We start from the raw sequence: 14,703 nt of genomic DNA, 5'->3' as shown, positions 1-14,703 counted from the left end.
GTGAAACGCCCAAGTCAAACGGCCCCGGCAGCTGATGCTGTCGGGGCCGTTTCGTTTCGACCTTCTCAACCCAGCAGCCCACCAGACGCCGCGCACCCAGCACGGCACTCACTATTTCACCACCTCACCATTTCACCGCTTATTCCAGGGCGCGGAAGACGATGGGCAGGGTAATGGCGACTTTCACCGGCTGGCCGCCCACGAGGCCGGGCGTCCACCAGGGCATGATGCGCACCAGGCGCAGGGCTTCTTCGTCGAGGCCGGCGCCGAGGCCGCGCACCACTTTGGGGTCGAGCAAATGGCCGCGCTCATCCACCACGAACTGCACCAGCACCTTGCCCGAAATGCCTTTCTGCAGGGCCTCGTCGGGGTAGCGCAGCTTGTCGCGCAGAAACGCCAGCTGGGCCGCGTTGCCGCCGGGGAAGCCGGGCATCACCTCGGCCACGTGGTACACCGCCGGCGCGGCCGGGGCCGCAGTGGGAGCAGCCGCTCCGCCGTCGCTCTGCGGCGAGGCGCTGTCGGCGCTGGCCCCGTTGACGGCCAGCGTCCGGCCCGTCTGCGCCCACGCCCCCGCGCTTAAACCCAGGAACAGCAAGATAGTCAAGCAGTAGCCGTGTCGCATATCGGTGGTGTGGGGCTTAAAGTGGCAGCACCGCAAAAGTATATCCGTACCAGCCCGGATATGTGACAGCAGTGTTATGCTTCGGTTGCCCTTAGGTTGGTAACATGGGCGGGCATCTTTTCGGCCGCGGGGGCAGTACAAGGCAGTAAGCAGCGCGGCCCGGCGCCGCTGCGGCCCTTCTCTCTCTGCTTACCGTTATGAGCCATACGCCCAATCCCGACCACATGCGCGCCCCGCGCCACCTCAGCACCAGCGAGCTGCAGCAGGCCCTGGACGAGCTGGACACCAAAATCAAGACGCTGAACGCCCGCGCCAATACGACCGCCGCGGGCGCCCCGCACCATTACCACGAGCACATTGCGGCCCTGGAGGTGAAGCGCCAGCAGCTGGGCGAGCAGCTCGGCGCCGCCGACCGCGCCTCCGCCGCCGACGACGACCGTAGCGGCAGCGTGTGGACCGACCTTAAGCGCGGCATCGACACGCTGCGCGAGGACATCAGCCGTTTGTTCTAAGCCCGCCGCCCGATGTTGATTCGACGCCTAACCGGCCTGTTGCTGCTGCTGATGCTGGGCTGGGCCCTGAACGCCTGCACCGCCCAGGAAAGCTTCCAGAACGCGGAGCAGTGCCGCAAAGTGGAAATCGGGATGAGCCAGGAGCAGGTGCGCGGCGTGATGGGCGCCCCCACCGGCGACGACGCCACCGCCGACGGCGGCCACGTGTGGTCGTACCTGTTCGGCAGCGCCACCGATACGCAGCCCATCAAAATCACCTTCGCTTCCGACGGCCGCGTGGTCAGCAAGACCTGCGCCCCCGAAGCCCAGGGCGACCAACGCCCCAGCAACGACGACCGGCCGGGTGATTAGGTGATTAGGTGATTAGGTAAAACAGAACGTCATCCTGAGGCGTAGCCGAAGGACCTTCCTCCAACCCTGCACCGCCGCTGATACCAACGCACTGACGCTTTTCGGTAATAACGTCAACCACAAAGCGCCGCTCCTGACAATCGTTGGGGGCGGCGCTTTTATCGTTCTGAGTAATCGAGTCTGCCCATTGGCATGAGCGGCGGTGCAGGGTGCGAGGAAGGTCCTTTGGCTACGCCTCAGGATGACGTTCTTAATTACCTGATTCCCCAATCACCTAATCCCCCAATCACCCCCGCCGCCATTCGCCCCGGTTTTTTGGCAGTTCGGGCGGGGCGGCTGCCGTTCGGCCAGGTTTTACTTCCGCTCGGCCCGGCGAGGGGCCAATTTTGGATCATCAATCACGCCCCAAACGCCCTGATGACCATGAAACGCTTCGCTACCGCCCTCCGCCCCTTCTGCGCCGCCCTGCTGCTGACCGGCGCCACGGCCGCTACACCGGCTGCTGCCTACGCCGCCCCGGCTCCCGCCACCGTCGTGGCCGACAACCCCGCCCAGCACCCCAACTTCACGGTGCGCGTGGTGGGCAAGGGCCGGCCGGTGCTGCTGATTCCGGGCCTGACCTGCCCCGGCGCCGTGTGGGATGAGACGGTGGCCCGCTACCAGCAGCAGTACCAGTGCCACGTGGTGTCGCTGGCGGGCTTCGGCGGCGCCCCGGCCCCGGCCAGCACCGATAAGCTGATGCAGAGTGTGCGCGACCAGCTGCTTGCCTACATCAAAACCCAGCAGCTGCAGCGCCCGGCCGTTATCGGCCACAGCCTGGGCGGCTTCCTGGCCCTGTGGATGAGCACCACCCAGCCCGAGGCCATTGGCCCGCTGGTCATCGTGGATTCTTTGCCCTTTCTCTCGGCCGTGCAGAACCCGGCCATGACGGCCGAGCAGGCCAAGCCCATGGCTGAAAACATGCGCCAGCAGATGAGCAAGGGCAAAATGACCATGGCCGCCGAGCGTCAGATGGTGAGCAGCCTGGTGGCCGATACCGCCGCCCGCACCCGGGTGGCCCGCTGGGGCCTGGCCTCCGACCCGGCCACCGTGGCCCAGGCCATGTACGATTTGTCGACCACCGACTTGCGCCAGGAGCTGGGCCGCATTCAGCAGCCGGTGCTGGTACTCGGCTCCTGGGCCGCTTACAAGCCCTACGGCTCTACCAAGGAAAGCACCCGCGCCATCTTCGCCCAGCAGTACGCCCAGCTGCCCCAGCACCGCATCGAAATGTCGGAGGGCGGCTACCACTTCCTGATGTACGACGACACCAAGTGGTACCTGGATCTGGCCGGTAGCTTCCTGCAGCAGCACGCCCCGGCCAAGGGCAAAGCCAAAGGCAAGAACAGCTAAGCCCCGGAGCGGCCCGGCCGGCCAACCATCGGCCGGCCGGGCTGCACTGTATAGGCAAATCGGCTAGTTTCGGGCTCCGCTCCCGGTGGCTGGCTGCTGTCTGGCTTCCTTCCCTCCCTTATTCCCACCGCCATGTCCCCCGTTTCCCCCGTCGAGCTGTACCGCCTGGAGCTGTCGGCCAAAGCCAAAAACGGCTTCAACTTCCTGCTGGCCGGCGCCTTTGTCTGGCTGCTCATTGCCGGCATCTGGCTGCTGCCCGTCGGGGCGGGGCTGAAAGGCCTGCTCACTTTCTGCGTCGGCACGCTGGTGCTGCCGCTGGCCTACGGGCTGGGCCGGCTGCTGGGGGCCGCCTGGCAGGTGCCCGACAACCCGCTGCAGCCCCTGGGCTTGTGGCTGAATCTGGCCCAGCTGTTTTACTTTCCGGTGCTGGTGTACGCCTACATGCGGGCCCCGCAGCAGTTTGTCATGGTCTACGGCATCATCACCGGGGCGCACTTCTTCCCCTACGCCTGGCTGTACCGCACACCGGCCTACGCCGTGGGCGCCGGCCTGATTGCCGTTGGCTGCCTGGTGCTGGCCCTGGCTGCCCCCACTGCGCCCCACCTCATTGCCGGCTTCGTGGCGCTGAGTTTGCTCGGCCTGGCCGCCCTGGCCCATGCCGCTTACCGGCAGAACGCCGCCCGCTACGCCGCCGCGCGGCCGGCCGTGGCCGTTCCCGCCTGATTTTCCTTCTGACTGCCTTTCCCATGCCCGCTACCTCCTTTGCCTCGCCCCGCCGCCGACGCCTGTACTGGCAGCTGCAAGTAGGCGGCTGGACGCTCTACGGCATCGTCGGGCTGGTGCTGATTGTGGCCTTCGGTGGCAAGTACCACCCGCGCCTGCTGCTGCTGGAGCTGTACGTGGCCGGCACCCTGCTCGGGCTCAGCCACTTGCTGCGCTATTACGCTAAGCGCCGGGGCTGGCTGCAGCTGCCGGTGGGCACGCTGTTTCCGCGGCTGCTGCTGCTCATCCTGGGCCTGGCGGTGGCCAGCCAGGTTATCATCGGCCTGCTCACTGGCCTGACGATGAGCTGGAGCAGCGGCCCCGACAAGCCCGCGTTTCAGTGGATAAACCTGATTGGCTACGCCATCAACGTGGTGTTCGTGCTCTGGCTCTGGGCCCTGCTCTACTTCGGGCAGCACTACCTGGAGCGGTACCGGCAGGCCGAGGTGGACAAGTGGAAGCTGACGGCGGCCGTGCGCGAGGCGGAAATGCAGACGCTCAAGGCCCAGATCAACCCGCACTTCCTCTTCAACGGGCTCAACAACATCCGCTCCCTTATCGGCGAAGACCCGGAGCGGGCCCGCTACATGCTCAGCCACCTCTCCGAACTGCTGCGCTACGCCATTCAGCTGAACCGCACCGAGCAGGTGCCGCTGGGCCGCGAGCTGGCCGTGGTGCGCGACTACCTGCAGCTGGAGTCCCTGCAGCTGGAGGAGCGCCTGCACTACTCGCTCGACGTGCCCGCCGACTGCCTCGCCGTGCCGGTGCCGCCCATGCTGCTGCAGGTGCTGGTCGAAAACGCCATCAAGCACGGCCTGGCCCAGCGCCCCGAGGGCGGGGAGCTGCGCGTGCAGGCCCGCCGCCACGGCCCCCACGATCTGCTGCTCACCGTCGAAAACACCGGGCAGCTGGCCCCCGCCGGCACGCCCCGCCCCGACGGTACCGGCACCGGCCTACGCAACGCCCGGGAAAGGCTGCGCCTGCTCTTCGGCCCCCAGGCCGAGCTGCGGCTGGAACAGGCTACGCCCGACACCGTGGCCGCCACCGTGCGCCTGCCCATCGGCAAGGAAGAAGGAGGAATGACGAAGGAAGAAGGCGCACTGCCCCCGGCGCTGGCCGCGCTGCCGCCCTCCTTCCCGACCTCCGCCAGTTATTAGCGCCCGTCCAGCCGCCACCGCAGGCCGCCCTCTGCTGGAAAAGCGGCGGCCGTTGCCCATCTTCCCTCCTCATTCCTCCTTCTTCCTTCCCCTGTGAACGTACTCATCGTCGACGACTCCCGCCTGGCCCGCCAGGAGCTGCGCCGCCTGCTGCAGCGCCACCCCGACGTGACCGTGGCCGGCGAAGCCGCCAACGCCGACGAGGCCACCGCCCGCCTCCAGGAGCTGCGGCCCGATCTGCTGCTGCTCGACATTCACATGCCCGGCCGCTCCGGCTTCGAGCTGCTGGCCGATCTGGCCGGGCCCGCCCCGCAGGTTGTCTTCACCACCGCCTTCGATCAGTACGCCGTGCAGGCCTTCGAAGTCAACGCCCTGGACTACCTGCTCAAGCCCGTGGACGAGCAGCGCCTGGCCGCCGCCCTGGCCAAGGCCCGCGCCGCGCTGGTGGCCGAAGCCGAGGACGAAATGCCCCAGCCGGCCGCCCCGGCCCGGGAGCTGCTGCGTGAAACCGACCAGGTATTCGTCAAGGACGGGGAGCGGTGCTGGTTTGTGCGCCTGCTGGACGTGAAGCTGCTGGAGGTGGCCGACAACTACACCCGCCTGCATTTCCACGACGTGCACCCTTTGATTCCGCGCACCCTGCAGCAGCTCGAAGCCCGCCTCGACCCGGCCGTGTTTTTCCGCGTCAACCGCCAGCAAATCATCAACCTGAAGTGGGTGGAGCACATCGAACCCTGGTTTAGCAGCACCCTGAAAATCAGCCTGCGCGGCGGCGGCGAGGTGGAAGTGTCGCGGCAGCAGTCCATGCGCTTCCGCGAAGCCCTGAGCCTGTAAGAGCCCGTCCGGCAAGTTCAGGCCATAGTGCTTCGACAAGCCCAGCATGACGGCCTTTTTCCTCTCGAACGACTTGCCGGATGGGCTCTAAGAACCTGAACCAATCTGCAATCTGATTATTCATAGTTTTAATATAATTTTAACATGCTTAGTTACTATTTTACGTACATTCCATTCCTGTCCGTGCCCTAAAACCACGCGGCGGCAGCTGGCCTATGACTACCTTCAACGTGCTGATGGATTGCTCGCCGGCGGCCGACGACGCCCTGCGCTACGCCGTGCAACTGGTGCAGCACCTGCTGAGCCGTCACCTGCCCGCGCAGCTGCGCCTGCTGGCGGTGTTGCCCGCTTCGCACGACGAAGCCGCGCCCTACTTCACGGCTCTGGCTGGCTGGACGCCCCGGCAGGCCGCCGGGTACCTGCAGCGGCAGCTCCAGGCCCTGCCCCCCGCACTCCGGACCGACCCGGAAGTGGTAACCGGTGCGGTGGCGGCGGAGCTGGCCCTGCGGCTGCGCCCCAACGGGGCCGATATTCTGGTGCTGGGCCGCTCCACGGGCACCGCCGCGCCGCTGCATCACCCCAGCCTTTACCTGTGCCGGCTGCTGCCCCAGCCCCTGCTGCTGGTGCCCGCCGCCGCCTCCGCCGCCGCGCCGCCCACCCGCGTCGTGCTCGATACCGACGGGCTGCCCGTGCACCTCTCGCGCACGGCGCACCACGTGGCCGATTTGCTGCTCAGCCTCTGCCACGACTCGCGGGTGCTCTACCTTTCGCCCGGCCGGCCGGCGGTGCGGCAGCTCATCCAGCAGCTGCTGCCCAAGGCCGCCGGCATCCACGTCTACACCGCCGATGAGCCCGTGCCCCAGCCCGCCGAAGTGCTGGAGCGCCTCACCGAAATCGGGCTGCTGGCGGGCCTGCCCCACACCCTGCACACGGCCTACCACGAATCGGTGGAGCAGGGCATCATCGAGCTGGTGCAGGCTCACGCGGCCGATTTGCTGGTGTTCGTGGCCCGGCAGTTTTCCCTGCCCGAAGCCGATTTCTACCAGAGCCCGGGCGCCGGCCTGATGCAGCGCAGCCCCGTGCCCACGCTGGTAGTGCCCGAAGCGGCCCCCGTGCCCTGGACGCGCTGCGTCTGAAGGCCTGTACCGCGGTACAATTCTACCGTTTCCCGGTAAAGTTCAGGCACCTTGGTATATCCTTTTTAGGCCGAATGGAGTAAAAGCCGTAACGACCGGCCCCAGCGCCGGACAGTTGCCGCCCCACCTTTCCCAGACTCCACTCCTCATGAAACCCGTACTCTACCTTCTCGCTCTGAGCACCTTGCTCGTGGGCGCGTCCTGCTCGCGCAGCGGCGACGCCACCATGCAGAACCCGCGCAACTACAAGTCCGTCTCGGCCAAAGGCCCCAAGCGCGACAATGACCGCCGCCAGTACAAGCAGACCCGCGGCGGCAGCGTCGGCCTCGGCATCGATACCAAGGCCAACAACCCGTATCAGTTCCGCACGGTGAAAAGCAACAAGAAATTCAAGTACAGCAACGGCAACGCCAGCCGCAAAGCTGCTTCCCAGCAGTAAGTGAGCTTGCCCCCGTACGCAAACGGCCCGTCAGATTCTTCTGGCGGGCCGTTTGCGCTTGGAGGAAGTACCCCCGGGACTTTGCGCAACAAGCTATTGACCGCCGGTGGCCCGCCTGCTCACCTGGTGGCCGCCTGGCTCACGGCAAGCCCGTCCGGTTTCTTTCCCGAAGCAGCAGCGGCCTTCAGCGCTGAACGCCCCCGAGCAGCCTGGTGCTTGCGCGCTGCAGCGGGCCGGAGCGGGCATTGGGGGCACCTGGGGTATCGTTGGGCGAAAAGTTGGGCGCCATTGGCCGGGGAGCCGCTAAATTTACGTAGATAGGTCTACCCCGCTCTATCACCTCGTTTGCTAGCTATGAACCCATTCCTACGCCTGCTACTGGCCGCCACCCTCCTGCTCGGCAGCCGCGTAGCCGCGCTGGCCCAGGCCCCGACGGTAACCGCGCTGCTCCCTTCACCTACTTTGCCCGGGGCGGCCGTGCTCAAGCTGCGCGCCGGCGCCCGGCTGGCCCAGGCCGAAGCGGCCCTGCAGCAACTCGGCGCCACCCACCTCGAGCAGAAATACCCCCGCGCCCTGCCGCCCTCCCCGGAAGTACCCGGCAGCGTGGAGCTGCGCGGCATCTACCAGTTCAGCTACCCCGCGCACCTCGCGCTGAGCAAGGTGCGCCAGGCCCTGCTGGCCACCGGCGCCGTGCAGTACGTGGAGCCGCTCTACCAGCGCGCCCCCCTGCACCAGCCCAACGACCCGCTCGCGGACTCGACCATCACCAACCAGGCGGCCACGCAGTATTACCTCAAGACCATTCAGGCCTACCGCGGCTGGGACCTCACCCGCGGCGACTCCACCGTGGTTATCGGCATTACCGACACGGGCACGCGCTTCACCCACCAGGATTTGCGCCAGCAGATCAAGCTGAACTACGCCGACCCCATCGACGGCGTGGACAACGACGGCGACGGGTTCGTGGACAACTTCCGCGGCTGGGACACGGCCGACCGCGACAATAACCCTTCGGTGGGGCCGCCCTACGGCGGGCACGGCGTGCTGGTGACGGGCTGCGCCATTGCCCGCGCCGGCAACGGCAAGGGCCTGGCCGGCGTGGGCTACAACTGCCGCTACCTGCCGCTGAAAATCTACCCCAGCACCGCCACCGGGGCCTTTGGTGGCTACGAGGCCGTGGTGTACGCCGCCGACCACGGCTGCAAAATCATTAACCTGTCGTGGGGTGGCACGGGCGGCAAGTCGCAGTACGAGCAGGACGTTATCAACTACGCCGCCCTCAACCGCGACGCCGTGGTGGTGGTGGCCGCTGGCAATGCCAACGCCGAGCTGGATTTCTACCCCGCTTCCTACGACAACGTCATTTCGGTGGCCGGCGTCTCGCCCTCCGACCGGCAGGTGCTAACCTACAGCTACCGCGTGACGCTGTCGGCCCCCGGCGACCTGATCCTGACCACGTCGGCCGACCACGACAGCGCCTACGCGGCGGTGGGCGGCTCCTCGTTTGCCTGCCCCATCACGGCCGGGGCGGCGGCGCTGGTGCGCAGCAAGTACCCCCAGCTGACGGCCGCCCAGGTGGCCGCCGTGCTGCGCCGCACTACCGACGACATCTACGGCGTGCCGGGCAATACCACGCTCGTCGGTAAGCTGGGCTCGGGCCGCCTCAACGTGCGCCGCGCCCTCAACCTGGGCCCGAACCAGACGGCCGTGCGCATCCGCAGCCAGCGCCTGAGCCGCCCGCGCCTGCTGCCGGCCGATACCGCCCGCCTCACGCTTACCGTGGAGAACCTGCTGCTGCCCGCCGCCGGCCTGGGCCTGACGGTGACCTCCCTCACCCCGGAGCTGACCGTAACCAGCGGCCCGGCCACCATCGGGGCGCTGGCGACGGGGGCTACGGCGGCGGTGCCGGTGCAGCTGCGCGTGGCCGCCGGCACGCCCGTGAATACCCGCGCCGTGTTGCGCTGCCGCTTCACCGCCACCGGCGGCTACCAGGACGACCAGTACGTGGTGCTGGAGCTGAACCCCGACTACGTGGTGCTGACGGCCAACGACCTGCACCTGACCGTGCTCAGCCGCGGCAACCTGGGCTACGACGCCACCAACAACGAAATCGGGGCCAGCATCACCTACCGCAACTCGCCGGTGCTGCTGTCGGAAGGCGGGCTGATGCTGGCCACCGGTCCCACCCGGGTGATGGACCATCTGCGCAGCGCCCCGCTCTACACCACCGACAACGACTTCTTCACCCGCCAGGCCATCCGCATGCAGCCGCTGGCGGCGGCCGGGCAGCAGGCCGGGGGCATCTTCCAGGACTCCCTGCCCAGCCTCAGCCGGGGCCGCACCCTGGGCGTGCGCGTGCGGCAGCGCGCCCTGGCCTACTCCACCCCCGCCGACCGCGACTACGCCATCGTGGAATACACCGTGCGCAACGCGTCGGCCGATACGCTACGGGCCCTGCGCGCCGGCTTGTTTATGGACTGGGACTTGCCCGTCGAGTCTGGCCGCAACATGGCCGATTGGGACTCCACGCGCCTGCTGGGCTACGTGGCCGACCGCCCGCGCCAGGCCACGCTCTACGCCGGCGTGCGGCTGCTGCTGCCCGGTGCCCGGGCCGCCGCCAGCTACTACGCCATCAACAACGTCGACCAGGCCAACGCCCCGATTTACTTCGGCAACGGCTTCTCCTCGGCCGAGAAGTTTCTCACCCTCAGCTCCGGCACCCGGCAGCGCAGCACCGGCACCGTGTCGGGCACCGACGCCTCGCACGTGGTGGGCGCCCTGCTGGGCCGCCTCGCCCCCGGCGACTCCACCGTGGTGACCTTTGCCGTGCTGGCCGCCCCCACCCTCAGCCAGCTGCAGGCCGCCGCCGACGCCGCCCAGGTGCGCTACCTGCAGGTGCTAAGTACCCGCCCCGCGGCCCGGCCGCCGCTCGACTGGCAGGTGTATCCCAACCCCAGCCGCGGGGTGTTGCACGTGCAGCTGCCCTCCGCCGCTGCCACCGGCTCCGCCCTGACGCTGCTCAACGCCCTGGGCCAGCCCGTGGCCCGTTGGCGCGTCACGCAGGCCCGCTCTTCGCTCGATGTGCAGCAGCTGCCGGCCGGCGTCTACCTGCTGCGCTGGCAAAACGCACAGGGCGAAACCTCAACCCGGCGCGTGCTGCTGCAGCCCTAAGGCCGCGAATAGTTAGCTAGGCCGCCGCGGATATCTGGTTCGCGCCGAGCAGCACGCAAACACGCGAACCGCTCGCAACCTCATTTCCGCCCGTGGCTCTTCGTAAACCGGACGTCGGCTCGTCCCAAAGCGGATTTTCGCGGCTACTGGCCGCACGCCTATCAGCTGCGCACCTGCCATAGCCGTTCCCAGTCGGTAGTGCAGGGGGCCGACATCAGGTTGCGGCGGCCGCGCCAAGCGCCGTCGTCGAGGCCGGTGGCGGCGTAGCGCACGGTACCGCGGCCGAAGCGGGCATTGAGCGCATCGAGGTGGGCCATGAGCTGCCGGCGCTGCTCCAGCTGCTCGGCCGACTGCCCGAACAAGCTCAGCTGGGCCTGCCCCGGCGGCTCCAGGCCGCTGAGCGTAACGCCTGCCCGGTAGTACGCCGTGCCGGGGCGCATCAGCAATTCCAGCCGCTGCAGGGCCAGCTGAATCAGTTCCCCGGTGTCGTTGGTGGCGGTGGGCAGGGTGGCCACCGTGGTGTGCGTACGCGCGCCCGGTCCGGGCGCATGCTTGTCGGTGCCCAGCAGCACCGTGAGTACGTGGGCAGCCAGGCCGTGGCGGCGCAGCTTCTCGGCGGCCTGGCTCACGAAGGTAGCCACGGCTTCGCGCAGGGCTGCCAGGTCGCTCTGCGGCCGGCCGAAGGAGCGGGTACACGTCACGCTGTGCCGGCCGGCCGCGGGCTGCCCGGGCTCGGCGGCCAAGTCCGCCGCATCGAAATCCAGGCAGGGCTGCCCGCGCAGCTCCTGCCACAGCCGCACGCCCACCACCCCGCCCAAGTGGCGTCGCACCCAGCCCTCGGAGGCGGCCACCAAATCGGCGGCGGTACGGATGCCCGCCGCTTCCAGCTTGGGCGCGTAGCGCCGCCCGATGCCCCAGACCTTGCCGATGGCCGTTTGGTGCAGCGCCGCCCAGCGGCTGTCGTCCGAATCGAGCACCAAAACGCGCTGCCCGGCCGGCAGCTGCCGGGCCAGACGGTTGGCCAGCTTGGCCAGGGTTTTGGTCGGCGCCACCCCGATGGCCGTCGGAATGCCCACGTGCTCGTGCACGGTGGCGCTGATGCGGCGGGCGTAGGCGTCCAGTCCGGCCGCGCCGGCGTGGTAGCGCATGCCCGCCAGGTTCAGGAAGGCCTCGTCGATGGAGTACACGTCGACTTCGGGCGTGAACTCGCCCAGCACCCGCAGCACCCGCCGCGACATGTCGCCGTACAGGGCGTAATTCGACGAAAACACCTGCACGCCGTGGGCCTGCAGCCGCGCCCGGGCCAGGTGGTACGGCTCACCCATCTCGAAGCCCAGGGCCTTGGCCTCGTCGGAGCGCGAAATCAGGCAGCCGTCGTTGTTGCTGAGCACCACCACGGGCCGCTCGTGCAGCCGGGGCTGAAAAACCCGTTCGCAGCTCACGTAGAAGTTGTTGCAGTCGACCAGCGCAATCATAAGGGCGGCGTCAGGGGCGTTTGCGCGGCTTGGCCGGGCCGGGCACGGGCCGGGCTTTCTGGCGGAAGGAGTGAATCACGTGCGTCACCACCCCAAAAATCACCAGGCTGCGGCCCTCGCTGAGCCGGATGATGGGGTAGCGCGGGTTGTCGGGCTCCAGCCAGGTTTGGTCGCCCAGCCGGCGCAGGCGCTTCACGGTGTGCTCCCCGTCGAGCACGGCCACCACAATGCTGCCGTCCTGCGGCTGCAGCGCCCGGTCGACGGCAATAATATCGTCGTGCCGGATGCCGGCGCCCATCATGGAGTCGCCCGAGACGCGGGCCAGAAACGTGGAGGCGGGGTGGTCGAACAGCATTTCGTGGAGGTTAATGGGCGCGTCGAGGTGGTCGTCGGCGGGGGACGGGAAGCCGGCCGGAATGGCGCAGGCAAACAGCGGCAGCGTCTGGCCGGCCCAGTCGGTGCTAACGGAAAAGGGAGTGATGCGCAGCATAGCGGGTGTTGCCGGCCCAGATGAGCGGTCGACGCCGCTATTTACTAATTATTTTAGCATATAGTTTTCCACTGCCCGTAGAATAGTTCCGCGGCAGTTGAATTTTTTTCCAGAACCAGCAAGTTAATGTCATTTTAATCCTATTTAACCACAGGCTATCCGCAGAAAATCTTCTTTTTTTTCTACCTAATATTTTTAGTTGTTATCAAATATCCTTATTTTTGGATATGCGCAGAATGAAGAAGAGTCAGCTTCCTACTCCCCTCCCCGTGCAGCAGTATGCTCGCTGCGTGGATGCCAGCAGCCGCCCCACCGACCATATCGGGGATTGGCCCGCGCTGGGCCAGGTGTACCCGGTCGAGTACCGCACCAACGCCCGTACCGGGCAGCCGCAGGTGCACGTGCTCGGCTTCTACGCCGAGCGCCCGTACGGGGCCTTTGCTACCCGCCGCTTCGAGCCCCTGGCTGAAGTGTGGCTGAACTAACGTTTCCCTCCTTGTTCCAACCCCATCCGGCCGCCCGCAGCGGCCGTTTTTTTTTGCCAGACAGATCAGCCCGTCATTCGGAGCCTTAGCGAAGGACCTTTCTCGAACCCCGCACCGCCACTGCCTACGAAGGGCTGACGCTCTTACGTGGAGGCTAATCAAAGACAAAGCGCAGCCACCATGCCCGGGTAATAGGGCGTTGGTGGCTGCGCTTCCTGGTTAGTGCAGGGTTCGAGGAAGGTCCTTCGCTAAGGCTCAGGATGACGTTCTACTTCTATTTGGAAAGCTGCTTGCGGCGCAGCAGCACGGCGGTGCCCACGGCCAGCAGCATGGGCAGCCACAGCCACTTAAACTCGCTGAGCAACGTGGCCGCGCCGCGCAGGGAGAAGAAGCCCACGCCCACCGGCGAGACGCGCACCGGGCGCCAGGGCAGGAAAAACCGCTCGGCGCTGAACGGGGCCAGTAGGGCCACGCCCAGCCCACCGTTGGTGAGCATGTCGAGCACGGGGTGCGTGGCCGTGGCTACGGCAAACCACAAGGCCAGCGGAGCACGCGGCCGGGCGTCGGTGCGGGGCCAGGCGAGGTAGGCCAGCAGCAGGCCGGTGAGGACCGCGAAGACCAGGGAATGGGTGAAGCCACGGTGGCCCCACATGCTGGCGTAGGGGATGCCGAGCTTAAAGGTCACGGCGTCGAAATCGGGCAGGATGGCGCACAGGGCGGTGAGCCACCAGAACCGGGCGGGTTGCCGCCGGGCGCTTAGCACGCGGCCAAGGCCGGCGGCTACCAGGGCGTGGGTGAAGATAGTGGGCATAAGAATCGGTGAAGAGGCGCAAGTAAACGCCCCGGCACCGACTCTGATGCGCCTGCCGGCCCCGGCTTAGCGGTAGTGGCGGAAGATGCCGTGGTCGAAGGGCGTCCAGAGGGCGGCGCGCTGCCCGGCAACTTTCAGGGCGGCGTTGGCCCAGGAATTACAGGTGTAGAACAGGTTGTAGGTGCCGCGGGCCTCGTAAAAGGCGTCGAACTGCCCGTAGCTGTGGCCCTGAATGTGCTGCACCCGGCCGCGGCGGTCCAGCTCGAAGCTGCCGCGGATAAAGCGCACCAGGCGGGTATACTCGGGGCGCGTGAGGTGCAGACGCACGCAGTCGGGGCCCTGCAGCGGGGCGGCGTGGAAGGTGGCGTGCATGGCCGTGGTGCTCAGCCAGAACATGGCCTCGAAGGCCACCCGCGGCTGCAGCTCGGCCCAGGTAGGCGTGTTCAGGTAGAAACCCTTGTCGCCCCAGCCGAAGCCCAGGTAGGGCATGGTGCTGTCGGCGGCGGGCGTGTCGGCGTAGGCAATGAGCGGGCGCCAGTCCATCAGCTCGTGCACCACCGGCACCACGATGTCGGTGTGCACGCCGTTGGAGAGCAGGTAGATTTCCACGTCCTCGGGGCCGTTGGGCGGGCGGCGGCGGACGGGAATGCGCGAGAGGGTGGCGGCGGCGGCCAGGTACAGGCCCACGGCGCCGAGCAGGCCCCCGCCGAGGTAGGCGGCGCCTTTGGCTGCTTGCTTCAGGGTACTTGCCATTGAAAGTGCCGGCCGGTTTGCCGCGGCGGGCTGCGCCTGATACGGGCGCCGCCCCGGTTCGGCTGCCGGGCTTGGGACGAAGCTAGGCAGAAATGCGGCCCGCACCCGCACTGTGGGCCGCTGGCCACGCCGGCCAGTGCGGCGGACGGCAGAAATCGGTGCGGCCAGCGACGCACCCGCTCAGCCTTGCTAACCCAAGTTGCGGGGTACTAAAGCTGGGGCAAAAAGAAATCTGTTCCGCCCGGAACAGGGTAGGTTTGAAGTATCTGACGCTTCACTCCTTCCCCGACCATGACGGAACAGACCGTGGCAA

At 67.4% G+C, this 14,703-nt stretch carries 15 protein-coding genes; 10 read left to right on the top strand and 5 right to left on the bottom strand.

Annotated features, from left to right (window positions below; genetic code table 11):
- Nucleotides 1-139 precede the first annotated feature (139 nt).
- Nucleotides 140-622, bottom strand: coding sequence for an energy transducer TonB (locus tag EJV47_RS27065; protein WP_126696349.1), 483 nt, complete (start codon nt 620-622; stop codon nt 140-142).
- A 197-nt stretch (nt 623-819) separates the two neighbouring features.
- Between EJV47_RS27065 and EJV47_RS27060 the strand changes: the two genes are divergently transcribed.
- From EJV47_RS27060 to EJV47_RS27020, 9 genes are all read left to right on the top strand, one after another.
- Complete coding sequence (locus tag EJV47_RS27060) at nt 820-1,134, top strand: sll1863 family stress response protein (RefSeq protein WP_126696348.1); 315 nt, start codon at nt 820-822, stop codon at nt 1,132-1,134.
- 12 nt (nt 1,135-1,146) lie between these two features.
- Nucleotides 1,147-1,485 (top strand): outer membrane protein assembly factor BamE, encoded by a 339-nt coding sequence (locus tag EJV47_RS27055; protein WP_126696347.1) that lies wholly within the window; start codon nt 1,147-1,149, stop codon nt 1,483-1,485.
- A gap of 423 nt (nt 1,486-1,908) precedes the next feature.
- A complete protein-coding gene (locus EJV47_RS27050; RefSeq protein WP_165903955.1) occupies nt 1,909-2,877 on the top strand; it encodes an alpha/beta fold hydrolase in 969 nt (322 codons plus the stop codon).
- A 132-nt stretch (nt 2,878-3,009) separates the two neighbouring features.
- Nucleotides 3,010-3,600 carry a DUF7010 family protein gene (locus tag EJV47_RS27045; protein ID WP_207896012.1) on the top strand — a complete coding sequence of 197 codons (591 nt, stop codon included), beginning with the start codon at nt 3,010-3,012 and terminating at the stop codon, nt 3,598-3,600.
- A 23-nt stretch (nt 3,601-3,623) separates the two neighbouring features.
- Entirely contained in the window at nt 3,624-4,796 is a 1,173-nt protein-coding gene (locus tag EJV47_RS27040) for a sensor histidine kinase (protein WP_126696345.1), read from the top strand.
- Nucleotides 4,797-4,889: 93 nt separating this feature from the next.
- Nucleotides 4,890-5,630, top strand: a complete 741-nt coding sequence (locus EJV47_RS27035; RefSeq protein ID WP_126696344.1) for a LytR/AlgR family response regulator transcription factor — start codon at nt 4,890-4,892, stop codon at nt 5,628-5,630.
- 215 nt (nt 5,631-5,845) lie between these two features.
- Nucleotides 5,846-6,766, top strand: coding sequence for a universal stress protein (locus EJV47_RS27030; protein ID WP_126696343.1), 921 nt, complete (start codon nt 5,846-5,848; stop codon nt 6,764-6,766).
- Between the two features lie 148 nt (nt 6,767-6,914).
- The gene (locus EJV47_RS27025; protein ID WP_126696342.1) at nt 6,915-7,205 is read left to right on the top strand and encodes a hypothetical protein; all 291 of its coding nucleotides are present in this window, start codon (nt 6,915-6,917) and stop codon (nt 7,203-7,205) included.
- A gap of 354 nt (nt 7,206-7,559) precedes the next feature.
- On the top strand, nt 7,560-10,376 hold the full coding sequence (locus tag EJV47_RS27020; protein ID WP_126696341.1) for a S8 family serine peptidase: 2,817 nt from the start codon (nt 7,560-7,562) through the stop codon (nt 10,374-10,376).
- A 161-nt stretch (nt 10,377-10,537) separates the two neighbouring features.
- Here EJV47_RS27020 and EJV47_RS27015 read toward each other — a convergent pair whose 3' ends face one another.
- Both EJV47_RS27015 and EJV47_RS27010 read right to left on the bottom strand, forming a co-directional pair.
- The gene (locus EJV47_RS27015; protein WP_126696340.1) at nt 10,538-11,851 is read right to left on the bottom strand and encodes a Y-family DNA polymerase; all 1,314 of its coding nucleotides are present in this window, start codon (nt 11,849-11,851) and stop codon (nt 10,538-10,540) included.
- Between the two features lie 10 nt (nt 11,852-11,861).
- On the bottom strand, nt 11,862-12,341 hold the full coding sequence (locus EJV47_RS27010; RefSeq protein WP_126696339.1) for a LexA family protein: 480 nt from the start codon (nt 12,339-12,341) through the stop codon (nt 11,862-11,864).
- 269 nt (nt 12,342-12,610) lie between these two features.
- On the opposite strand from EJV47_RS27010, the gene EJV47_RS27005 reads away from it, so the two are divergent.
- Nucleotides 12,611-12,826 carry a hypothetical protein gene (locus EJV47_RS27005; protein ID WP_126696338.1) on the top strand — a complete coding sequence of 72 codons (216 nt, stop codon included), beginning with the start codon at nt 12,611-12,613 and terminating at the stop codon, nt 12,824-12,826.
- A gap of 274 nt (nt 12,827-13,100) precedes the next feature.
- Here EJV47_RS27005 and EJV47_RS27000 read toward each other — a convergent pair whose 3' ends face one another.
- On the bottom strand, nt 13,101-13,637 hold the full coding sequence (locus EJV47_RS27000; RefSeq protein ID WP_126696337.1) for a metal-dependent hydrolase: 537 nt from the start codon (nt 13,635-13,637) through the stop codon (nt 13,101-13,103).
- A gap of 66 nt (nt 13,638-13,703) precedes the next feature.
- Nucleotides 13,704-14,390 carry a TIGR02117 family protein gene (locus EJV47_RS26995; protein WP_126696336.1) on the bottom strand — a complete coding sequence of 229 codons (687 nt, stop codon included), beginning with the start codon at nt 14,388-14,390 and terminating at the stop codon, nt 13,704-13,706.
- Nucleotides 14,391-14,703 lie beyond the last annotated feature (313 nt).

Origin of the sequence: Hymenobacter gummosus (assembly GCF_003970915.1) — a bacterium.
In the GTDB taxonomy this organism is placed as follows: Bacteria; Bacteroidota; Bacteroidia; order Cytophagales; family Hymenobacteraceae; genus Solirubrum; species Solirubrum gummosum.
This window is presented reverse-complemented; position numbering and strand designations above follow the sequence as displayed.